We start from the raw sequence: 21,973 nt of genomic DNA, 5'->3' as shown, positions 1-21,973 counted from the left end.
GTCGGTGGGCATCGCCTCCCAGGCCGCCATCACCTCGTACAGGCGGCGCCCGTACAGGTAGGTGCCGATCGTCCGCTCCAGATCGTTGACGAAGGCGTGCACCTCCTCGTCGGGTACCGCCCAGTCGAAGCGTCCGTCGGCGTCGACCACGTAGCCGTCGAGCGACGTGATCACCGAGTAGATCAACCTGCCCATCATGCGCTCCCTCGGTTCACCCGGCCGTCGGCAGCGGGTGCAGGACGACGTCGTCGGGGCGACCGCGGGCGACCACCGCGGTCAGGTATGTGGCCGCGGGCTGGCGGCGACGGTCGGTGGGGGAGCCGGGATTGAGCAGGCGCAGCGTGCTCGGCGCCGCCGAGGGCGTCCGCGCTGCCGGGCCGGCCGCGCTCGCCGGCCCGGCAGCGCGCGCGACCGTCGAGTCCCACGGCACGTGCGAATGACCGAAGACCAGCACGTCGGCCTCGGGGTAGGCGGCGGCCATCCGACGTTCCCGTCCCCGGGCCGGGCCGGTCTCGTGGACGACCACGAAGCGCAGGCCGCCGAGCGTGGCCCGGGCGACCTCCGGCAGGACCGCGCGGACGTCCGGGCCGTCGTTGTTGCCGTAGCAGCCGATCAGCCGTCCCGCCCGCGCCGCGAGCTCGTCGACGGCGTCCCGGCTGATCCAGTCGCCGGCGTGCAGCACCACGTCCGCCTCCGCGATCGCGGTCCAGATCTCGGCGGGCAGTGCGCGTGCCCGCGCCGGAAGATGCGTGTCGGACAGCATGACCAGCCGCATCCGGCCAGTATCCGATGCGGCGTCGGAGCCGNCCGGGTGACCCCGCGGGCGGGCGACCGGCTGGAGACCGGGTGACCGGATGGGGCGTGCGGCCGTGACCGGCGGGACCGGCCCGTCGCGGCGTCGGAGCCTGGGCCGAGCTCGGGCGGCGACCATGATTGCGCTGTTCGTCCTGGCCCTGGTGTTCGCGAGCTGGGCGCCGCGGGTGCCACAGATCAAGACCGACCTGCGCCTCGGTGACGGGCGGCTCGGGTTGGCCCTGCTCGGCGCGCCGGTCGGTGCCGTCCTGACACTGTGGCTTGTCGGCCTCGCGGTGTCCCGTTTCGGCAGCGTCCGGGTGGTGCGTGCGGCCCTGCCCAGCTACTGCGCCGTCGGGGCGTTGTTCCCGCTGGTGGCCGGACAGTGGTCGCTGTTCGCCCTGCTCTTCCTGTGGGGTGCCACCAGCAGCGGCCTCGACATCGCCGCGAACGCCCAGGCCATCGGGGTCGAGCGCGGCTACGGTCGGCCGATCATGGCCACGGCGCACGCGGCCTGGACGGCCGGCGCGCTGAGCGGCGCCGGAATCGGTACCGTCGCCGCGGCGCTGGCGGTGCCCGTCGGCGCCCAGTTCGCCGTGCTCGGCGGGATCGGCCTGGCCGTTGCCCTGCCGGCCACCTGGTGGATGCTGCCGGACCCGGCGGGGCCGATGGCCGAAGCGTCCGGCGAGCGGTCGGGGGCGCAACCCGCGGCCGGGTGGTCGGCGCCGGCCGCGGTGGCCGAGCAGTCGCGCGCGCGGGGCCGTCGCCGGTGGTCGGCGCGGTTCGCCGCGCTGTGCGCCGTCTCGTTCGGGAGCTTCCTGTGCGAGGGGGTGGCCGCGGACTGGAGCGCCGTCTACCTCGCCGAGGTGACGGGGGCGGCCGCCGGGGTCGCCGGTGCGGGTTTCGTGGCGTTCACGGTGTGCATGTTCGCCGTACGCCTGGTCGGCGATCGCGCGATGGCGCAGTACGGGCCGCCGCGGACGGTGCGAGGCTGCACGGCGGTCGCGGGCGTGGGGTTCGCGGGCGCGCTCGCGGTCGGCACCCTGTCGTTCGGTTCCGCCGCCGGTGTGATCGGGTTCGGCGCCCTGGGCGTCGGCACCGCCTGCGTGGCGCCGGCTGTGTTCTCCACCGCCGGCCGGCTCGGCGAGTCGGCGGGAACCTCGATCGCCGTGGTGAGCACGGTCGGCTACACCGGCTGGCTGGCCGGACCGCCCGTCGTGGGCGGGCTCGCCGAGCTCGTCGGCCTCCACCGTGCCCTGACGATCGTGCTCCTCCTGCTCGCGACGATCGCCGCCTTCGCGCCCGCGCTGCGCTCTCCCCGTGCCGACCCCGCGGCGGACGAGCGAGTCTCCGGCCCGCCAGCGACCGACACCGGCGGGCCGGAGACCGACGTTGGCAGGCCGGGAACCGACGTCGGCAGGCCGGGAACCCCGTGATCCGCCTGCGCCTTACTTCCGCGCGCGCCTGAACCCGGGCAGCAACGTCTGGACCAGCGCATCCGTCTCGGCCTCGGCCCGGCCCCCCCGGCGTCCCCCACCGGCGCCGATGGTCCGGTACATCTCCGTGGTCACCGCCTCCAACGTGCGGCGATCGCCTCGGGCCGACACGGTACGCAGCAGGTCGCGCCACAGCACCTCGGATGCCGGCACCGCCCGTAGGCCGGTGCGGCAGGCGGCCATGGCCGTCATCGTGTCGCCGAAGCCCAGCGTGAGCTCGGCGAGGCGGTGGGCCACGTCGACGACGCCGGCCCGGGTGCTGCGCGCGATGGGGCCGGTGGTCGCCCACCGGTACCGGCCGGCGGGCAGGTTCGTCCACAGCGGCCCGCTGACCATCCGCAGGGCCGTCGTCAGGTCCGCCTCGGTGTCGCCCCCGGGCATGCCGGCCCGATGGGTGTAGGCGACGAACAGCTCCCAGTCACAGCGCACGTCCGGGCTCAGCCGCCACCGACCCTGCGGATCGACGGACAGCCGGGGCCGCCCCTCGGCGTCGGCTCCCAGCCAGCGACGGACCTCCCCCAGCGCCGCGTCCACGGCGATGTCGTCGGCCTCGGCGTCGGTGGGCCAGATCTCCTCGGCGAGCAGCCGGCGGTGCGCGCCCTCACGGTGCAGGGCAAGGTATACGGCAATGTCGGTGAGGAGATCGAGGTCGTCCGTCGGTTGCCGGCCGGGTCCCTCGACGGTGGGCACCCCCAGGACGCGGACCTGGGCCTCCCCCGTGGCCATCGGCTCGTCGGGCCGCGGCTCACGCACGGGCGGGAGTCCCATGGCAGGTGGCGGTTCTGGCGCTACGGTCGGTGGCGCCGCGGTCGGTGGCGCTGGTGACGGTGGCGCTGGTGACGGTGGGGCCGTCCCGGGCGACGGCGGGACCAGGCCGGCTGGCCACATGCGGCCGCGCGGAATGGTCGTTTCCCCGTCGGAATAGGCGGCCGGCGCCTGCGGGCGCGAGGTCTGCGCGGGTGGCGGTCCGGGGGGTTCGGGCGCTGTCGATGATGGTTCCCGGGGCGGCGAGGCGGCGGGATACCGCCCGCTCGGCACCTCGTTGGGCGGCGGAATCGGCGGGCGTGGCGGGGGCGCCGGGTGCGGTGGAGGCGCTGGGCGTGGCGGGGTCGGTACCCGCTCAGGAGGTACCGCGAACCGCGCGGACCCGGGCGGCAGGCCTGGCATCGCGGCGGCCGGCGCTGGCGCCGCGGGCTGCGGCGCCGTGGTGGGCGGCGCCGTGGTGGGCGGCGTTGTCGCGGCCGGCGTTGTTGCGGCCAGCGGTGGTGGGGGCGGCGCTGCGGCCGGAGCGGCGTGCGCCGGGGCCTGGGGCTGGGATTGGGCCGCACGGTTGGCCCGCATCCGTGGGGTCTCGAAGTAGAGCACGGGCGGCACGCGGGGAAGGTCGGTCGGCCGGATCAGCGGACTGCTCGGATGGGACAGCAGCGTGGAGTCGGTGTCGTCCGGGCCGGCATCGCCGGGTGCTGCCAGGTACGGCGTGGGCGCCGGGGCGGATGCCGGTGCCCTCCCGGGCGCCGGCTCGGCGCCGGAGGCTGCGGAGTCCGATGGTGCCGTCGGTCCGGACGCCCCCGGACCGCTCGGGGAGGTGAGGGGAACGGGCGGCGGTCCGAGCGGCGCCCGGCGACCGTTCGCCGGCGGCCGGGTGCGATCCTCGTCCGTCGCCGACGGCGGAGCGGAAGCCTGCGGGCCGGTCGGGGGTGGGATCGCTGCGAGCTGCGGCGTCCACGGCAGGACGCCGGGAACCGAGTCGGCTCGGGCCGGCGGTCGGGTGATCTCGTCGTCCGGCGTGAGGTGTCCCGGCGCGAGCTCCGCCTCGCCGGGCTCCGCCTGCGCCGCCCCGACGGCGTGTGCAGGATCGGTCGTCGCCCGTGGCGGTAGGGGCGGCGGCGACGGCGGGGCCGCGATGGACGAGGCAGGCGCAGGCGTGGCCGGCGGCGGCGGGTCGTCATCGGCCGGTCTGGCGGGAGTCGGAACGGCCGTCGCGTCGGCCGCGCGGAACAGGGCCGCGATCGCCCGGTACTCCGGCCCGGTGATGGACTGTGCCCACACCTCGACACCCAGCACGCCCAGCGACATCCGGCGATCCGGTCCGACCGTGAACCGCCACCGGGCGGCCGGGGAGTCGCCCACGGTGAGGACGCCGACCGCATGTCGGCGTCCCTGCGCCATTCTCATCAGCCGAGCGGTGTCGGCCTCGGCCGGCGGCGCCGCGAGGACGAGCAGGTCCGGGGCTAGTGCCCCGGGGTTGCCGGCGATCCGCTGACCCGCTTCGAGTGGAAAGTCGTCCCCGTCGGCTCCGACTTCGTAGACCGCATCCTCGTCGTCGGGACCGGACAGCTCGTCGAGAGCTTCCGCGACGCTGACCGCGGTCCACAGCCGTTCCGGAGCGATCGTCAGCAGCTCGTCGAGGTCGTCGTCGGCGGGAAAACCGATCAGGCAGACGCGCAGGTCGTCCGACCAGACGTTGGTGGCCAGCTCGAGCGCGACGGCGATCACCACCTGCGTCGCGATGGTGCGGTCGCCGAGGAGGCTGATCACACCGGGCGCGCCCTCGAGGTCGACGAGAATGCGCGAGCCGGCGTCGTCGTGGCCGAAACTGACCAGCGCCGGGAACGGCGCGGGTACCCCGGGGGCCGGCTGGGCGAAGGAGCCGCCGCTCGCCTCCGCCAGGAGTCCCGGTGTGCGCTCGATCCACCAGGATCCGGGAACCTCACCGACCGCCCAGGGCGGCGGTGGCGGCTCCTCCTGCGCCGGCGCCATGTGCAGGATCAGCGCCTCCTCGGTGAGGATGGCCGCGTAGACCGCGGGAAGCAGACGCGCCTGATCCGTGAGCGAGGCGGACAGCACCCGCAGTGACCGGTCGATGAAGCGGGCCGCCTCGGTGTCCGCGGCGAGCAGCAGCGCTCGTTCCGTGGCGTCCTGGGGTGGCTGCGCCGGACCGCTCCGGCGCCCGGCCAGCGCCACCATCACCCCGGCCGCGAGCAGGCTGGCGGCCGCGACTCCCAGGAAGTCCTGTGGCGGCGCGAGGGAGGCGGCCAGCACCTGACCCGCCGCCTGTTCCGGTTCATCCGGCACCGCCGGCAGGCGCGATGCCTCGTACCGGTCGTCTTCTGCGTACTGGTCATCGGCTGCGTACTGGTCATCGGCTGTGGACCGGTCATCGGCTGTGGACCGGTCATCGGCTGTGCCGGGCCCGGCGTCGAAAACGGCGTCGTCGGCGTCCGCGGCGTCGCCGAAGCTGTCGTGATCGAAAAGGTCGTCCAGGTCATCGTCGCCGTCGGCGCCCGCCGAGGTCTGCGGCCAACCGGGGGNGCCTTCGGGCATCCGCAGGACGCGCAGCCCGTCGCCCTGGGCGTCGGCGGGCAGTAGCAGGACCCACCCGGCGTGGATGAGGGACGGCTTTGACAACGTTCGGCCGTCCGGTTGGGTGCGGCCCTCGTTCAGATCGAAGATCTCGCGGTACCGCAGCCCATCGCCGAGAAAGCGCTCGGCGATGCCCCAGAGAGTGTCGTGATGACGCCCCTCCGCCGGGCGCACCTCGTACAGCTTCACCACGCGCTCGCCGAGGACCAGGCGGCTGTGCTGGTCCGCGGCCGGACTGATCAGCTCCGGGCGGTCGGCATGCCAGGGCGGCGACAGCTCGTCCTGGCCGGCGACAGGCTCCTGCGCCGGGGGAACCGACCCCGCGAACTCCGCCGTCCGCACCCCGTCCGAGCCGCCGCCGCTGTCCGGGGTGACGCTGTCCAGGCCGACTCCACCCAGGCCGACTCCACCCAGGCCGTCGACGCCGGCATACCGGTCGCCGGGATAGGGAGCGTGCTCATATCCACCGTCGCCCAGGGGCTCGTCAGGAGCCGAGATGCCATCACGCGGCGAGGCTCGATCGGAGGCCCAGGCGGGGCGCGCGCCTGACGGGACGGGCAGAGCGGCCCATCCACGGGGGGCCTGGGCCGGTGGACCCGCGCCGTCGGGCGTGCCCGCGCCGTCGGGTGTATCCGTACGGTTGGGCGTATCCGTGTGGTCGGGGGCGCCGAGGCCGTCTCTGCCGTTCGTGGCGCCGCCCCGCGGGTCGGCGCCGTCCGCGACCCGGGGAGGCGCCAGCTCTGGGCGCGGATCTGGCGCAGGAATCCCTCGCGGCATCTCGGCCGGCCCCGGGCGCTGTCCGCGGGCCGCCTCCTGGCCATAGGTCACCGGAACAACGAAGGCTGTGGTGCCCGAGAGCAGCAACGCGGTGACGACGAGGCGGCGGGCGAGCATCTGCGGGGCGCCGCCGAAGGGAATGCGCGGAGCCAGACCGCTGCCGCGAACCTCCGCGCGCCACTCCGCGACGAGGCAGGCGATGAAGTGCGCCCACGCCGCCCAGAACAGCAGGGAAAGGACCGCCCGGACGACCCCGCCCGCCCCGCCACCGCTCCGGATCGGCGGACCGAGCACCAGCGCGAGAATCACGGGGATGCCGAGGACAGCCACGGCAATCGCCGCGAGCGCGCCCGCTGCCTGCAGCCGCTCTCGCGCGCGATCCTCCGGCGGGACCGTCGGCACTGCCTGCCGGGTCGGCACGGCCTCGCCGCCGGTGGCGCGCCCGCCGCCCGCCGCCCGGCCGCCCGCAGCCCTGGTGACCGGGCCGCGCCGCCGCTTCGCAGCCGGCCGCGGTGTGCCTGGCCGCGGTGCGGATTCCGGCGCGGCCGGCGGAGTCCCCGTGGGGTCAGGCGGATGCGAGGNCGATGGTGCCGAGGGCAACGGTGTGGTCGACATGGTTCGTCCCCGATCAGGCGCAGGGTCGGGCGCACGTGCGTGCCGGGCGAGGGGCGGCGTCGGTCCGCGGGGCACGTCGCGTGGCGCTCATGCTAGGTCGACTGGCGCGGNGACCCGGGGCGAAGTGAGAGTTTTCTGGCCTTCTTGTGACGATTAACCAGATCGCGATCCTGGGTGCCCGGATCGATGGACGCACAGGCCCTCCGGAGCGACGGACGGGAAACGCGGCGCGGCCGTCTCGACTACCAGNCGACGTCCGGGGCTCCCCACGCGGGCGGCGCGCNGTGGGCATCCGGCCTCCTCACGCTGCTGCGCCGAGACGGCGACAGCGGGACGAACCCGGTGTAACCGTACCAGTGCGATCGCGGAGCGGGAACGTAGGGATGACAGATCCGGGATCTCTCACGCACGATGAGCATTCGGTACCCGATCCAACGCTAAATGTCCGGATTCAACCTTGCGCTGAGCAATCTCCGCATCCTGCGGCTGCGGTATTGATCGGCGCGTGTCGAGTACAGGGATGTGGCTTGAGTGGATACGCGGCGGCGAGCCGGCGAGCTCCGGATCGTTTCGCCATCACGATGCCGGAGAGCTGGTTCANGTTGGATCTGAGGTCCGNCACGGCCATGCGTTCGATCGATCCTCTCGTTCACGCCCGTAGTCGCGGCACGCCGATGCTGGCCGGCCGCCGGGCGGTCATGTCCGCAGTGCTGCGCGACGCGGCACGGAGCGCGACGGCAAGCGGCGCGGTCTACTGCGGCGTGATGGTGGAGGCCATCGACGACGCCGGCCTGTCGGCCACTGTGTCGGTCTCCTCTTTCCGTCATGACGCGGGGCCGGGGGAGTCGGTCCCCACGGTGAGTGCGCTCGTGTTGGGGTTACAGGAGGAGCCCCTGCCGTCCTTGTCGGGCACTTGGCGCAAGGTGCAGATCGTGGATCTTCCTGCCGTCGGCCTGGCCGCCCGCGTGCTCGGCGTGCTGNCCTCCGGCGGTGGATTGGACATCGAGCCGACCCTGGTCGCGAGCATGCGCACGCTGATCCCCGTGCCGGGTGCGCCACGCGTGGCCCAGGTTGAATGCCGGAGCCCGAACATCGCGGTGACCAACGCGCTGCACCGCCTGTTCGACGCCGTGACCGCGACGTTCCGCTTCGTTCCCGACGGCCCCGACTTCCGGGCACCCGTCTGACTGGCTGGCGACGACACAGATCGGCGGAGGCGTGGCCAGATTCCGGTGCCTCCAGGGCCGCCGTCCGTGGCGCGGGAGCGCCGGTCCGGGAGGGAACGGTCCAGAAGGATGCAAAGCGTGACCGTCAGCTTATGGTGCGAGTCCCTGAACTGGCGAGGTCCCTGAACCGGCCGGCCTGGCATCGGTCATCCGGCGCTCTGGATCTCGTTCTGGATCTCGGCAAGCCGGGTGCGTAGCTGGTCGAGTCNGGCGTGCAGCTCGGTGAGCGTGCGTTCGTAGCCGGGCCAGACGGTCGTCCGGAACTCGGTCGCGCCGCGCCCGTCCCAGCTCTCCGGGTCGGTGAGGGTTCTCGCGGTGGACCGCAGTTCGTCGAAGTGGGTGAGCAGCGGTCCGTTCACGATCGAGGCGAGGTCCGAGATCGCGGCCAGGGCCTGCGGGGTGCTGCGAACGGTGACGTCGGACGACGGGGTCACGGTGTCCTCCAGGGGGATTTCGGTCGACAGGCGAACGGCGGCCGAGGGTGACGCGGGTCCGGGAACGGTGATCAGCTTCCCGCTGCGGCGGTCCGCCTGTTGATCTCGGTGATGCCGCGGGCCAGCTCGGTGAGGTTGGCGTGCAGGTCCGTGAGCGCGTGCTGCACCTCCGGCCAGATCTGCGCGCGGAAGACCTGGGCCTTCGGGCCCTCCCAGTTGCGCGGGTCAGCGAGGGTGTTGCCGTGGTCGATGAGGTTCACCGCCGTCGTCTGCAGGCCGGGCAGTAGCTGACTCATCCGGGCGGCGGCCTGCAGGGCCGCCGGCGTCGTGACAGTTCTCATGCGATTCCCTTTCTCATGCGATTCCCTTAGCGCTGTGTCGCGGCTGGAGCGGATGTCGAGGGTGGGGCTGGTGTCGGGGGTGGAGCAGGACGGGAACGGTGGCTGGTGGGCAGGCGACCTGGACGGGCAGCGGGATTCCACGCCGGATGAGCACTCCCCGACCCGCCGGCACGGGGCCGGGGCTCGTCCGGGGGAGCCGGACGCCGAGGAGCTCTCCGTCGCCCGGCCGTCTCGGGGCGAGGAGCAGCCCGTGCCCCTCACGACGGACGTCGACGACGACGCCGCGGTACTGCAGCACCAGCTCCTCCGTCGAGCCGGCGATGACGAGCGCGCCCCCGGTGCCGCGCGCCTGCTGCCAGAAGCTCGCCAGCTCGGTGGCCGCGTGCTCGCCGATCAGCTCGGCGTCGTCGACGAGGACGACCGGCGGCCGTCTCCCCGGCGTGACGGCCCAGGGCGCGGTCACGCCGCCGAGGTGGGCAGTCCCGGGAGGTAGGACCGGCCGGCCCGGGCCGCTCACGCTGCCGGCTTCGGCAAGGTGGCCCAGAACGGAATCCACCACGGCCAGAACACCCGGATGGNCCGCAAGCGCGCGTAGCGCTGAGGGACGCGGTGTCACCGCGACGACGTAGGCACCACCGGCCAGCAGTGACAGTGCGATGGTGAGCAGTGCCGAGCTGCGTCCCGAGCGCGGCGGCCCGCCCACGACGAAGCCGGGCTCCTCGTCAAGGTCAAGGTCGACGATGTCCAGTTCGTCCCCGCCGAGTCCGAGAGCGGCCCGCAGCCGGGGCGCGGGTGAGCGGCGGGGGGCGGTGGCGGGCCGGCGAGCCTGGGCGGTCGCCATCCGGGCGCTGGTGACGCACTCCGGGAGCGCTTCGACGCGGAAGGGGCGGTTGCCGCCCCGATCCGGTCCGATCGCGTCGGCGCCGGTCCGCAACCGTGCACCTACGGCTCGTAATGCCGCCACCTGCGCCCGGCCGGCCGCTTCCGCGGCGAGCACGGCGACCTGGATCTCGACGGGAGTCGGAAATCGGCCTCCGACCGCGACTCCCCGCCCGGGAGACAGCCGCTCGGGCATGTCCGCGACGGAGATGCCGGCCAGCGCGTAGTCGCCGGGATCGGCCAGCCGCAGGATCAGCCGCTCGTCGATGAGGGAGGCCAGCCGGCCGGTCAGCCCGCGCCGGTCCGTGGAGAGGATCACCCGCAGCCCGGCCGCCGGGCCCTCCCGCAGCAGCCGGAGGAGGCACTCGACGAGGTCCCCACCGTCGGCGTCCTCGGACGCGGCGAGCAGAGCCTCGAAGCCGTCGACGAGGAGCACGAGGTAGGGCGGGCGGACCGCGGCACTGCCTTCGGCCAGGGTGACACTGCGCCGTGCCTCCCGCAGATCCGCCACCCCGTCCGCGGCGAGTCGCCGGCGGCGTTGCTCGACGGCGACGGTCAGCCGGGCGAGCATCCGTCCGACCCGCTCGGGATCATCCCGCCCGACGAGTGCGCCGGTGTGCGGCAGGCTGGTCAGGGCGGCCAGCGCGCCGCCGCCGTAGTCCAGCCCGTAGATGTGGACGTCGTGCGGGGACATCGCGCCGGCGATCGCGCCCGCGGCGGTCCGCAGGACCGTGGAACGACCCGACCGTGGCGCGCCGACGACCATCAGGTGGCCGCCGTCCTCCAGGTCCAACGCAAAGGGCTGTTGCAACTGGCGGTCACAGCGGTCGGACAGGCCGATGGCGACCGGGGTGAGCGCCGTGTCGGGAAGGTGGGGCCCGCCCCGGCGGGGCCCGGGACGGCGCCCCGGCGGACCCACCGGGTGCGTGTCCAGCTCGTCGGAGCCGGTGACGGCCGGTAGGGCGGAGAGGTCGATGCGCTCTGGCAACGGTGGAAGCCAGGGACTCGGCTGGGCGGGGATCCCCATGGCCGCGGCGGCCTCGCGGACCGCCCGCACCAGAACGGTCAGCTCGGTGTCGCCGGGTGCGATATCTCGCGACGCGGCGCCGGGATGTGGCCGGCCCGGTCCCGACTCCGGGGCGTCCGGCCAGGGCCACGCCAGCAGGCTCACGCGCGGCGCGACCTCGCCGATGTCGTCACCCTCCGCGTGGGCCGGGCCGCCCACCCAGGCGGTCTGCACGGTCGTGACCCGCTCGGGCCCGGTGCGCACCACTGCCCGGCCGGGGGTGGCGGCGACGATCGCGGCGGCGTCCGGACACCCGACGACGTCCTCACTTTCGGCCACATCGGTCACTCGCAGCGCGATGCGCAGGTTCGTGTTCGCCCGGATCTCGGGGGAGACGACGCCGCTCGGACGCTGGGTGGCCAGGAGCAGGTGAATACCGAGGGAGCGCCCGCGCTGGGCGAGGCTGACCAGGCCGGTCACGAAGTCGGGTAGCTCCCGGGCGAGGGTGGCGAACTCGTCGACGACGAGTACCAGCCGGGGCGGGACCGTCAGCTCGCCCGGACCTGTACTCGGCGCCGCACGACGCAGGGCATCGAGATCCTTGGCGCCGAACCGGGCGAGGAGCGCCTCCCGTCGGTGCAGCTCGGCGGACAAGGAGATCAGGGCCCGGCGTACCAGGTGCGGGTCGAGATCCGTGACGAGACCCACAGTGTGCGGCAGGGCGGCGCATTCGGCGAACGCGCTGCCCCCCTTGTAGTCGACGAGCACGAATACCAGCTCGTCCGGCCGGTAGGTCACGGCATGTGCAGCGATGATCGTCTGCAGCAGCTCCGACTTGCCCGATCCGGTCGTGCCCGCGATCAGCCCGTGTGGGCCGTCGCGAGGAAGATCGATAGTGAACGTCCCGCCGCCGGCGACTCCCACCGGGACGGGACGGCTTGTCTGCGGGGTCCCCGAACCCGGGGCGAATGACCATGCCCGCCGGATCGCCGATGCGGCCTGCCGGCCCCCGCCGGTGATGTCCGACAGCCTCACGGCCACGGGGAGATCGGCGTCGTCATCCGCCGCCAGGCGAAGCGGCGCGAGTGCCCGCGCCACCGACTCGTACCAGCGAGCCGCTCCGGACGGCGCGTCGCCGCCGTCCCCGGCCGGACCGACGAGGTCGGGGTGGACGTGTCTGATCACCCCCGCCTGATCCCGATGCACCGTGAGACAGCCGCCATCGGGTGCGACGACGGCCCGGCATTCGGCCGGGAGATCCCGGACGTCGGACTCCAGGCAGATCGCGTGGATGCCCACGGCCGGGCCTGCGCGCAGCACCGGGATCAGGCCGGGAACGGATCGCAGCGAGCGTGCACCGTCCAGTACGAGCAGGATGTCGGGGCCGGCGGGGCGGCGGTCGGACGGCAGACTCTGGCGGCGTTGCATCAGGGACCGGAGTTCGGCGACGCGGGCGACCCGGCCCGCCGCGTCCCCCGCGAACCATGCCGCCGCGTCGGCGGCAGCGGAACGGCAGTGCGGCAACCAGCGAAGCCAGCGCCACCTGGCGGCGCGGCCGGCATCGGCGGCCAGCACGCAGATCGCCAGCTCCTCGGGGCTGTGCAGAACGGCGGCCTGGGCGAGGAGCCAACAGCCGAGTTCCTGGGACCGGGCGCCCGCGACCCCGACGACGCCGTCCTCGCTCAGGGCGACCACGGCGGGCAGATCCGCGCGCATCGGGTCGGCCGGGTGGTCGGCGCGGGTGATCATGACCGCGCTCGGCTGGTTCGCGATTCCGACGCGCAGCCGCAGGTAGTCGGCGTCGCCTCGGCGGCGCCGCCAGAGCCCGGAGTCNCGCTGCCAGGCCGTGGCGAACAGGCTTGCCGGGTCGGGCTGGTCAGCGTGGCGCTCGGCACACTCCGTCTCGAGCGCCGCCTGCGCCGCGTGTTCCACCTCGTCACGCAGCCGTCGATGGCGCGCGGTGGCCTCGCGGAACTCGCGGCGGTCCCGCCGACGCCCGCTCGCCATGGACAGGGCCAGATTCAGCGGTCCGAGGACGGCGAACAGCAGGACGTAGACCGTCCGCAGCACCGCGGCCATGCCCAGGGCGGCGAGCAGGGGGAGGAGCGTGGCCAGCACGGGGACGGGCGTTCGGCGAGGCTCCTCGGGCGCCGCAGGCAGAGCGAAGGCGGCCGCCCGCTGGGGTGGGCGCAGCCGAGGCGGCCGGTTGACGTCGAGCCTTCCCGTAACGGCGGTGGAGGGAAGCGCCAGGGGGGCAACCGCCGCAGGACGCAGGAGCCGCAACGCCGTGCTGGGAGTGTGCACGGAGGCGAGGATCGAGCCGTCGCCCTTCACTCGGTCCCACCCGACGATCCTTGCGCCGGGGCCGGGAGTGACCGAACAGCTTCCATCGGCGGCGACCCGCACCGTCAGCACAGGTTCATCGGTGGTGGCAGGGCCGGCAAGCAGGATGGCGCTGCCGGGAGCCGAACCGATGGTGTGCTCGCCGACCGGCAGCGGATGGATGACGCCGGCGCCGGGACCAGCAGTGATCATCAGCTGGACCATGCCCGCGCCAGTGGCCCGCCGGGCCGGCGGCGCGTCGAGGATCACGACCGCGCCCTCGGTCAACGGCGAGCGGGCGAGCGGCAGACTCGGGTTGAGCGGGCGGCCACGGCCGGCGAGGGTCAGCGAGGGGCTGGCCCTCGCCGAGGCACGGCCCGGGTGGGGCGGCCGGACGACGGTCGCCAGCGCGTCGGCCACGACGCCGAGCGGAGTTTCGGCACCGGCGCGCAGAAGCACGTCGACGTTCTTTCCGGTGCGGAAATCGCGAATGGTGAATGCGAGCTGCATGGGCCGAAGATACGACCCGAAACGCCCCCCGTCGACATCGGACGACGCTGCGTATACGAATTTGGCCTTGTGGTCGTCAACCTATACTTTCGACGACCGGAAAGCCGAATTACTGACCGGAGCGGGATCGGCGGTCGTGGCCGGCCCGTAGCCTGGAGCGGGCGCGGGTCACTTCCGCTCCGGCTCGTGCGACCAGAACGTCCCCGTCCTCGGTCGGGGCGCCGGCGGCCCCCCGATTTCCCGGCTGGCGTCCCTGTTCGCGCTGCTCAGGATGGTTGTCGCCGGAGTGGGGCGGAGCTGCGCCCACCAGGGCGACCCCCACGCTTACCGACAGCCGGATTCGGTGNCCGTGCACGTCGAGCGGTTCGTCGAGGGCCGCCACCAGCCGCTCGGCGAGGTCGGCGACATCCGGCGCGGCCCCGGAGCCGGCGAGCACGACGAACTCGTCGCCATCCCATCGCCCGAGGACGTCGGCGGCGCCGAGTACGCTCGAAAAGCGGCGGGCGACGGCACGTAGGGCGGCATCACCGGTCGGATAACCGAAGGAGTTGTTGATTCGACGAAATGCGTCCAGATCCAGGAAAAGAACGGCGGTCCCGGCCCGTTCCGGGGAAGGAGGCGTCAGTGCGGATGAGGCCGCGCTTCCGGCCCGTGCTCTGGTGGCGTCCGACGCGCCGGATCCGCTGGGGGTGAGTCTGGCCGCGAGCAGGGCTCGCAGTGCTGTCCGGTTCGCCAGACCGGTGATCGGATCCGTTGTGGCCTGACGGCGGAGGTCCTCTTCGCGATGGCGCCGTTCGGTCACGTCCTCGACGACGACGATCAGCCCGTCGCCGCGGATGAGGGCGCTCAGACGGACGTCAAGCCAGCGGTGACCGCGCGGCGCTGGCTGCGGCAGCTCGATGCGGGCCCAGGTCCGCCGTCGGTCGATCAACTGCCGCGAGAGAAACGCCAGGGTCCGGACCGGCGTGACCGGATCGAACGCGGTGAGGTCGACCGGGCCGGCGGGCGAGGAGCGGGCCTGGTCCACAGAGGTGCCCGCCGCCCGCGCCGCAGCCTCGGCCGCGTGGTCGCAGGCCGCCAGCCAGCTCATGCCGGGCCGCACGGGGAGCAGGGCCACCCCGGTCGCGGCGCTGCGGCGCCATGCCTCGTTCAGGCGGGCCACCGTGCCGTCCGGGCCGAGTACCGCAACGGGCGAGGGGAGGGAGTCGAACACGGCCGCCGCGATGTCATCGGTGGGCACGGAGTTGGAATCCTTCCGGCTGCCGCACCGTGGTGTCGGTTGGGCGCGGGACGCGTCCTCGACCCGCACGGCGCGGGTGATGTGCCGTGGGACCGCCCCGGGCGGGTGTGTCTCCCGCGCCGAGNAGGGCTGCCGCGGCGGTGCCTTTCCGATCCTCGGGCGGCTACCGACGGGTGGATTCCGTTTTGTCGAACGGTGTGCAGTGAAAGGTGGTGGCGAGAGCAGTGGATGCGTGGGGGTAGTGAATTCCCTGGTGGGCTGGCGCCGCCCGTCGCTCGATGCAGGCTCGAGGGAAACTGGGTGCGGGCTCGGCGCGGCGGGATGGTGGCCGGCGTCGCAGCCACCATCCCGTCCTGCACCGGGCCGGTCAGATCCTGGTAAGCAGGTCCTGCATGCTGACGATCTCGGCCGCCTGAGCGCGTTGAATGTCCTCGGCAAGGTGTTTCGCCGGCGTATGGCGGCCGTCACGGATCTCGGCCTTCGCCATGGCGACGGCGCCCTGGTGATGCTCGATCATCATGGCGAGAAACATCTCGTCGAAGGCCGGTCCGGTCGCGTTCCTCAGGGCGGTCATGTCCGCGCTGGACATCATTCCTTCCATGGCGGCGTCCGGCGCCTCGGTCTGCATCCCGTGATCGCCCATGCCGTCATCGCCCATGCCAGTGCCGGCCGTGCCGTGGTCACCGGTGCCGTGGTCACTCGTGCCGTGGCCGGAGACGCCCGCGTCGGCCGGGGGAGCGGTGGGCTGCCCCCATTCGGTGAGCCAATCCGCCATGGTCGCGATCTCCGGTGCCTGCGCGGCCCGGATCTGCTGCGCGAGGGATCTGACCTGCGGGTTCTGTGTGTGGGACGGGGCCAGCTCGGCCATCTCGATGGCCTGCCGGTGATGGGGGATCATCTTCTGGGCGAAGGTGATGTCGGCCGCGTTGTGGCTGCCGGTCGCCGCTGTCGTCGTGGTCGTTGCCGTGCTGGTAGGTGCGCCGGTGCTGCTCCCGCTGCCGCAGGCGCCGACGGTGACCACGGCGAGAAGCGCCGGGATGAGCAGGATGAGTCGTCTCATGCTGAAGTTCCTCGTCGTCCAGATGCGTGCGGACTCCGGATGCGTGCGCAGCCGAATACCGGTCCGCCGGGCGGGAGTCGTCGAGAACCCACGTCGGCGGAACGGTCGGTCTACACGCGCAGCACGCAGAGGCGGGCGAGTGAGGGCGCGCGGGGGCGAGGTAGTCCCCCAGGTGGTGACCGCTCGGGGCGGAAGAGCGCCGGGCGCGAGTGGGCTCGTGCGCCGACGGCCGTCCGGACGGCGCGGGCGAGCAACAGGGCGACGAGCAGGATGCCTGTCACGCGAAGGAACGCCAGGCACAGCTCGCCGACGTGCCCACCGTGATGACCAGCGGTCGGGTCCGGCGTCAGGATCGCGGACGCGCCCTCGAGGCTGCCCGGGTGGCCGGGGGTGGACTGCTGGCGTGGTGCCCCGTCGTGCGGCGTCCCGTCGTGCGGCGCGCCCGGCCGGCTCCTGGCCGCGACCAGCAGCCCGTCAGAGCCGCAGAGTCCGCCCGGGTGGCCGTGACGGCCGTGATGGCCGGCATGCGCGGACAGGCCGCCGTGCATGAGCAGAATGCCGAGGAGCATGGGCACGAGGAGCACCAGATACGGCCCCCGAGCGGAGATCTGTCCGCGGGTCCCGACACTCACCGCGCCATGATGCCTGAGGGGGCGTGCGGCGACGGGATCCGACGCCACCTCCGATCCGCGCCCCCGTGATGGTCCGAGGGTCCGGCCTGGTCATCGGCACCGAGCGTGCCGGCCGGCCAAATGATCGACGTGGTGGGATGCGTCACGAGATCAGTCGCCACTCGCCGGTGCATAGGGGGACGGGACCCGAGGACGCCAGGTCCGCGGGCCCCGCCATCAGTCCGGCTACCGGCGCCGCGGCCGGCGGGCGGCCGCCTGGCCGGCGTGCGGCCATGGCCCGTCGGCCTGCGTGGCACCGCAGGCTGCCGTCAAGGGGATGAAGTTTCCGTCTCGGGATGCAGCCGCCGTCAACCGGATGACATCGTCAGGCCGCGACCCAGCGCCAGCCGTTGTCGTCCGCGCAGACGATTGCCCTGCCGTCACCCGCGACCCCCTGCACGCCATGGTCGACATTGCGGCAGATCTGGCCGGGCTTGTAGCAGTTTCCGCTGGCGGCCAGTGGGTGACAGGCGGGAGCAGCCGCGGCCGGCGGGGCAGCTGCGGCGGGTGGCGCTGCTGCCGGTTGATGGTTGGCCGGCGGCTGTGCGGCCGGTGCTTGTGCTGTTGGTGGTTGCGCGGCTGGTGGTTGCGCGGCTGGTGGCGCTGCCGCACGGGTCGCGGGCGGTGGGGCCGGGAGCTGGGTGGGGCCTGAGGCGGTGACCCTACGTGTGCTGGGCGCGGCGTGCTCCACCGAAGCCGCTGTCGCCCGAGGCGCCGGAATAGCCGTCGTCGAGGCCGGAATAGCCGTCGTCGAGGGAGGCATCGCCAACACCGGTGCCGCGGATGACGTCGGGACTGCCGACGGCGTCGCTGTCGGTGTGGCGATCGTCAGCGACGCCGGCCGCATCGACGCGGTCTGCTTCTTGGGCGGATCCGAGGTCGCACCGATGATGATGAACAAGGCGAGCAGGACGGTGACCGCCCCGCTGGTCTTGGGATGGCGCCGGCACCAAAGCCAGGCGCGCCGAAAAAAGACCACCGTTCCCCCCGAATGTGGCTCCCAGTCAAACCGGGGTGGGACGTTACGCTCTTCCCTGAAGGAAGTAGAAGAAAAGGCGCACCGGATCCCCTCGCGAGGGAAAATTTGGTGTGTCCATTGAGATGGGAGGCAGGCTGTTGTGCCGTGCGGCGCTCACTCTTCGTGCGGTGACTCCGTCCGGCCCCACGACGCCGGGCGTGTAATCCAGGTCGGCAACCGCGTCGATCTGTCCCGCGGGCGGCGTCTACCTGTTCCTGCGACAGCGCGCCCACGTGGGTGAGGTCGGTTCGACTGAGCCGGGTGTTGGTGAGGTCTGCCTCGTCGAGCCAGGCGCCGCTCAGATTCGCGTCGCGCAGCCGGGCGTCGGAAAGGTCCGCCCCGCTCAGTACGGCGCCGGTGAGGTCCGCCTTGCTGAGCATGGCACCGGCGAGGTGGGCGCCGGCAAGGCTGAGGTTGGCCAGGCTGGCGGGTCCGCTGAGCTCAGCGCCGTTGAGGTCGGAGCGTGGACGGAACAGGTGACCCGTGCAGGTCCAGGTTCCCACGATCGTGGTTGTGACGGCGAGCGGTCCGCGAATCCACATGCCCGGCGAAGTCCCGGGCGTCGTGCAGCCTGGCCGCGGCGGGCCGGCTGACGGATGCCGATGACGGATGCCGATGCAGCTGGCGCAGGTTGGCGCGGCATGAGTCCGGCCCGATCACCGTGGCCCGTGTCCATCCGACCAGGGTGGCGCTCCATCGATACTCGAGAGGTATCGCCGGTGTACCCGGACAGTGTTGGTCCATGGCCGGGGCAAGGGCACGATCGAGGCATGAACGAACTGACCTGGTCCGCGGACGCCTTGNAGCGGATCGACGCGGCCCGCGAACTGGAGATCGCGGTCAGGCGCGCCGACGGGGCCCTGCGACAGCCGCTGCCGATCTGGGTCGTCCGCGTCGGTGACCAGGTGTACGTGCGGACCTGGTACCGGCGCGACACCGGCTGGTTCGGTCACGCCCTCGCCTCACGCCGGGCCCGCATCCACGTCCCCGGCCTCGACGCCGACGTTACCGTCGAGGACGTCGGTGAAGGCACCGCCCAGCAGCGCGCGGACATCGACGCCGCCTACCGCACCAAGTACGGCGACGCGGGCGCCGAATCCATGGTCACGGACTCCGCCGCGATCACGACCCTGCGGCTCGGTCCCGCGTAGGAGGCCCGGCGAGCAGGAGCGACAGGCCGGCCCAGGATCGCCACCCAACGCCCGCTGCCGCCGAGAAGGGCACACGGCTCCTGGAAATTCTGGCCAGCCTGCCGGTCGGACCCGACGCGCCTGGGCTGCCTGCTGCTGACCGGGTCTACCCCCGGCTTCACCAGCCACCGTGGAGCCGCGTCGCGCGGCGAAGCGGCTCCTCATCGGAAGGAGTTCTCGACGAGGAGGTAAGGACAATCAAGAAGGCTGATCTGATCTGGTCAGCGGGCCAGCCTGAGAGGCTGGCCGCGCGGACGAGGGGCGGAGGCTCCGGGATTTGAACCCGGGCAGGAGCCGAGCGGGGACAGTCGGGGATAGCCGAAATCCCTTATGCCGCAGCGCCTTTCGGAACGCCGATGATCGCTGACAGTCGGCCGGAAACGGAAGTTTCGCCGCGCGGCGCGGGCACCACGCGGGCACCAGCGCCGTGAGCCGGGCAGGGTTCCGTGCCTGGTCCGTTCTTCTTGGCAGCGGCCGCCGCCCGCCGGTCTGACGCGCCGGCCGCCTGGTGCCGCAGCCGGCCCCGGGCTGTCTCTTTTTTTCGCCGGCTCGTATAGACGTCCCTCTCTTCCCGCCCGGTGCGTACCCCCGCCTACAACCGTCCTGACCTGCGGAAACGGGGGGTACGCGGGAGTGCGTACCCCCTGGGCGGTGAGCGGGCGGCCGGCACTGTCGTGGGGCGTCCGGTGTAGTGATCGGACCGGCGAGGATGGCACCCGTGGGGCTTGCCGGTGCTGGTGTAGCCCACAGTNGGCGGATGCCCGTCTCACCCGGCTCAGCCGGCTCACGGGCTGGCGAGGATGGTGCGGCGGGCCCCTGCTGGGGCATCCCCGAAAGACCCGGAACCCGCAGGTCGGACCGCCCTAAGCGTCGTTTACCCCGCTGCCCGCCGGCTTGGGTCGCAGGTCGGTCCGCTTGCCCTGGCCGGGCCTGCCGGTGAGCCACTGGTCGATGGTGGACTGCCGCCAGCGGGGCCGGTCGGGGACGGTGGTGTCGTCGGGTTCGGGGAGTAGGCCGCGGTGGCGGTAGTTCCGGACGGTCTGCGCCTTCATGGCCTGCCCGCGGCTGGTGGCGTGGTCGGCGATCTGGGCGTAGCCGAGTAGGGGGTCATCACTCATAGAACGTGAGTATGCCGCATCCCCAAGTTGTTGGACTGTTGGGCGGAAACGGAAGACTTAGGGTTACAGCAACCCTAAGTTAGGTGGTGTCGGAACACCGGACGCCAGGGGGCCAAGATGACCATCACCGCAGACACCGCCACCAGCATCACCACCGTCGCCCCGGTCCCCCCGACCGTCTCCGACCACACCATCTCCGTCGCCACCGCAGCCGCCGAACTGGCCGTCAAGGAAGACACCGTCCGCCGGTACGCCCGCGCAGGCCGCCTGGTCCCACTCGCCGGCGGCATCAGCGCCAACTCGGTCGCCACCTACGCTGCGGCCCGCACCGTGAACATCACCCGCACCCGCTTCAAGCCCGCCCACACCTACCAGCCGGCAACCCCGATCGAAGCGGCGTGCGTCGCCTACAACGCCGGCGTCGAGGCGCGGCGGGCAGCCGACCGGACACTCCGCCCGGCGCAGAAGACGCTGAAGGCTGTTGGCCCCGGCGAGTACGGCCCGTGGGCGGTTGAGATGGTGCCGTCCGGCCGGGAGACCGTGGACCTTGACGCGGTCACCCGCATCTTGACCGGCCTCGGCATGGACGTGCCGATGAAGGCGGTCGCGGACACGCTCCGGGTGACCTGGACCGGCTGACCTGCGGGCCGCTGTTGACCTTCGCGGCGCCGCGAAGGTCAACCCGTCAACAGTTCTGGTCAACATGACCATATGGCGGTGGCGGCAAAGCGAAGGGCCCGCGGACGTGATGTCCGCGGGCCCTTGCCCATCTGACGTCCGACCGGCAGCCGGCCGGGTGTCGCCTGCGGCGGGTCGGTTAGGACCAGCGGCCGACCTGGAACGGGACGGCGTCCGGGTACGTCCCGCAACGGTCGATCCAAATCTCGCCGTTGGCCTTGACGATGACCTCGTGCGGCTGGAGCCGGTCGGCCTGGTAGTCCTGGCAGACCTGGGCTGCGATCCGCTGCCTTCTCGCGGGATCGACGGCGTCCGCCTTGGCGGCGGGCTTCTTCGGTGCGGTGGGCGCCGGCGCCGGGTGCACAACCGTCGGGGACGCGGCCGCCTTCCTTCCCCTGCGGGCGGCGGGAGCCGTCGGTGCGGCGGTGGTCGCGGCCTTCTTCTTCCGCGTGGCGGGAGCCGGCGGGGCGGCGGCGGCGGGCTTCCTGCGCGCGGTGGGGGCGGCGGCGGTGGTCTTCTTTCCTTTCTTGGCTGGGGGTGCCGGCTGGTCGGGGCATCCGTCGGTTTCGGGCTGGTTCAGGGGGGCCGCCGCCTACTTGCGGCGGCGTACCAACTCGCTGTCGATGACCTCGATCGCCATCTCGTTGACAGCCACGGCGTCATCGCTGATCTTGCCTGCGTCAAGGGCGGCGGCGATCTCACCCTTGATGCGACTCAGACTCGCCGTCTTGTTCCGCTTCACGCTGTTCTCGAGCTGCTTCTTCGAGGGGAGGNCCATGGGCTTCGTCCTTTCAGGGGGTGGCCGGCGGGTAGCCGTCGGTGCAGACCGCACCGCGGCTGGTGACGGTCAGCGGGCCGCGGGTGCCGCATCGGTCGCAGCCCGGCATCAGCGGCACCCGGGCGGTGGGCTTCTTCCTCGCCGCGGTCGTCTTCTTCGACCGTGGCGCCCTAGTAGACCGTCGCCACTAATGTTTGGGGTATAGGTGGCGGAGTTTGGTGCGGGCGTCGGCGGTGGTGAAGTGCCAGTGGACTTGGCGCTGGTCGGTGTTGACGGCTGTCTGCCAGGCGGCGAGTTCGGTGTTGAGCACGTCGAGGTCGTCGATGCGGCGGTCGAGGCATTGGCGGGTCAGTGCGGCCAGTTCGATCTCGGCGATGTTGAGCCAGGAGCCGTGTTTGGGGGTGTGGTGGATCTCGAGGCGCCCGGCGAGAGCGAACGCGACGGCGGGGTCGAAGGCCT

The 21,973-nt window shown here is 72.9% G+C and carries 13 protein-coding genes and 5 pseudogenes; 5 read left to right on the top strand and 13 right to left on the bottom strand.

Annotated elements, in window-relative coordinates; genetic code table 11:
• Positions 1-195 (bottom strand): annotated as a pseudogene (locus FF86_RS57585) (dihydrofolate reductase family protein); the annotation flags it as partial.
• 16 nt (positions 196-211) lie between these two features.
• Positions 212-775 carry a metallophosphoesterase gene (locus tag FF86_RS25395; protein ID WP_044887634.1) on the bottom strand — a complete coding sequence of 188 codons (564 nt, stop codon included), beginning with the start codon at positions 773-775 and terminating at the stop codon, positions 212-214.
• A 154-nt stretch (positions 776-929) separates the two neighbouring features.
• On the opposite strand from FF86_RS25395, the gene FF86_RS25390 reads away from it, so the two are divergent.
• Positions 930-2,228, top strand: a complete 1,299-nt coding sequence (locus tag FF86_RS25390) for an MFS transporter (protein WP_242419570.1) — start codon at positions 930-932, stop codon at positions 2,226-2,228.
• 3,372 nt (positions 2,229-5,600) lie between these two features.
• Here FF86_RS25390 and FF86_RS57580 read toward each other — a convergent pair.
• The 8 genes and pseudogenes from FF86_RS57580 to FF86_RS25350 form a co-directional block, all read right to left on the bottom strand.
• Positions 5,601-6,848, bottom strand: a pseudogene (locus FF86_RS57580) (peptidoglycan-binding protein LysM); the annotation flags it as partial.
• Between the two features lie 1,630 nt (positions 6,849-8,478).
• On the bottom strand, positions 8,479-8,703 hold a 225-nt coding region (locus tag FF86_RS25375), incomplete at its 3' end, for a hypothetical protein (RefSeq protein WP_242419567.1).
• 71 nt (positions 8,704-8,774) lie between these two features.
• Positions 8,775-9,044, bottom strand: a complete 270-nt coding sequence (locus FF86_RS25370) for a hypothetical protein (protein WP_044887639.1) — start codon at positions 9,042-9,044, stop codon at positions 8,775-8,777.
• A gap of 579 nt (positions 9,045-9,623) precedes the next feature.
• The coding region (locus FF86_RS57575; protein WP_255355922.1) for an FtsK/SpoIIIE domain-containing protein at positions 9,624-12,357 on the bottom strand (2,734 nt) is incomplete at its 3' end.
• Positions 12,358-13,870: 1,513 nt separating this feature from the next.
• Positions 13,871-14,107 (bottom strand): annotated as a pseudogene (locus tag FF86_RS63135) (GGDEF domain-containing protein); the annotation flags it as partial.
• 1 nt (position 14,108) lies between these two features.
• The coding region (locus FF86_RS25360) for a GGDEF domain-containing protein (RefSeq protein ID WP_242419584.1) at positions 14,109-14,923 on the bottom strand (815 nt) is incomplete at its 3' end.
• Positions 14,924-15,368: 445 nt separating this feature from the next.
• A complete protein-coding gene (locus tag FF86_RS25355) occupies positions 15,369-16,022 on the bottom strand; it encodes a DUF305 domain-containing protein (RefSeq protein WP_242419565.1) in 654 nt (217 codons plus the stop codon).
• Positions 16,023-16,171: 149 nt separating this feature from the next.
• Positions 16,172-16,693, bottom strand: a complete 522-nt coding sequence (locus FF86_RS25350; RefSeq protein WP_083507067.1) for a hypothetical protein — start codon at positions 16,691-16,693, stop codon at positions 16,172-16,174.
• A gap of 695 nt (positions 16,694-17,388) precedes the next feature.
• Here FF86_RS25350 and FF86_RS57570 point away from each other — a divergent pair.
• Positions 17,389-17,832, top strand: a complete 444-nt coding sequence (locus tag FF86_RS57570; RefSeq protein ID WP_236705544.1) for a hypothetical protein — start codon at positions 17,389-17,391, stop codon at positions 17,830-17,832.
• 193 nt (positions 17,833-18,025) lie between these two features.
• Here the strand turns inward: FF86_RS57570 and FF86_RS68310 are convergent.
• Positions 18,026-18,130 (bottom strand): annotated as a pseudogene (locus FF86_RS68310) (pentapeptide repeat-containing protein); the annotation flags it as partial.
• 429 nt (positions 18,131-18,559) lie between these two features.
• On the opposite strand from FF86_RS68310, the gene FF86_RS25335 reads away from it, so the two are divergent.
• On the top strand, positions 18,560-18,901 hold the full coding sequence (locus FF86_RS25335; RefSeq protein WP_255355920.1) for a DUF2255 family protein: 342 nt from the start codon (positions 18,560-18,562) through the stop codon (positions 18,899-18,901).
• Positions 18,902-19,803: 902 nt separating this feature from the next.
• Here the strand turns inward: FF86_RS25335 and FF86_RS25330 are convergent.
• Positions 19,804-20,058: a hypothetical protein gene (locus FF86_RS25330; protein WP_044887645.1), complete on the bottom strand. Its 255-nt coding sequence runs from the start codon at positions 20,056-20,058 to the stop codon at positions 19,804-19,806.
• Positions 20,059-20,175: 117 nt separating this feature from the next.
• Here FF86_RS25330 and FF86_RS25325 point away from each other — a divergent pair, with 117 nt between their 5' ends.
• Both FF86_RS25325 and FF86_RS34360 read left to right on the top strand, forming a co-directional pair.
• Entirely contained in the window at positions 20,176-20,697 is a 522-nt protein-coding gene (locus tag FF86_RS25325; protein WP_052681413.1) for a hypothetical protein, read from the top strand.
• A gap of 858 nt (positions 20,698-21,555) precedes the next feature.
• Positions 21,556-21,705, top strand: coding sequence for a hypothetical protein (locus FF86_RS34360; RefSeq protein WP_157866986.1), 150 nt, complete (start codon positions 21,556-21,558; stop codon positions 21,703-21,705).
• On the opposite strand, the pseudogene FF86_RS25310 reads toward FF86_RS34360, so the two are convergent.
• Positions 21,702-21,973: pseudogene (locus FF86_RS25310) on the bottom strand (IS630 family transposase); the annotation flags it as partial. The gene FF86_RS34360 and the pseudogene FF86_RS25310 sit on opposite strands and share 4 nt — an antisense overlap.

This window comes from Frankia sp. CpI1-P, assembly GCF_001421075.1.
GTDB lineage: Bacteria > Actinomycetota > Actinomycetes > Frankiales > Frankiaceae > Frankia > Frankia torreyi.
This window is presented reverse-complemented; position numbering and strand designations above follow the sequence as displayed.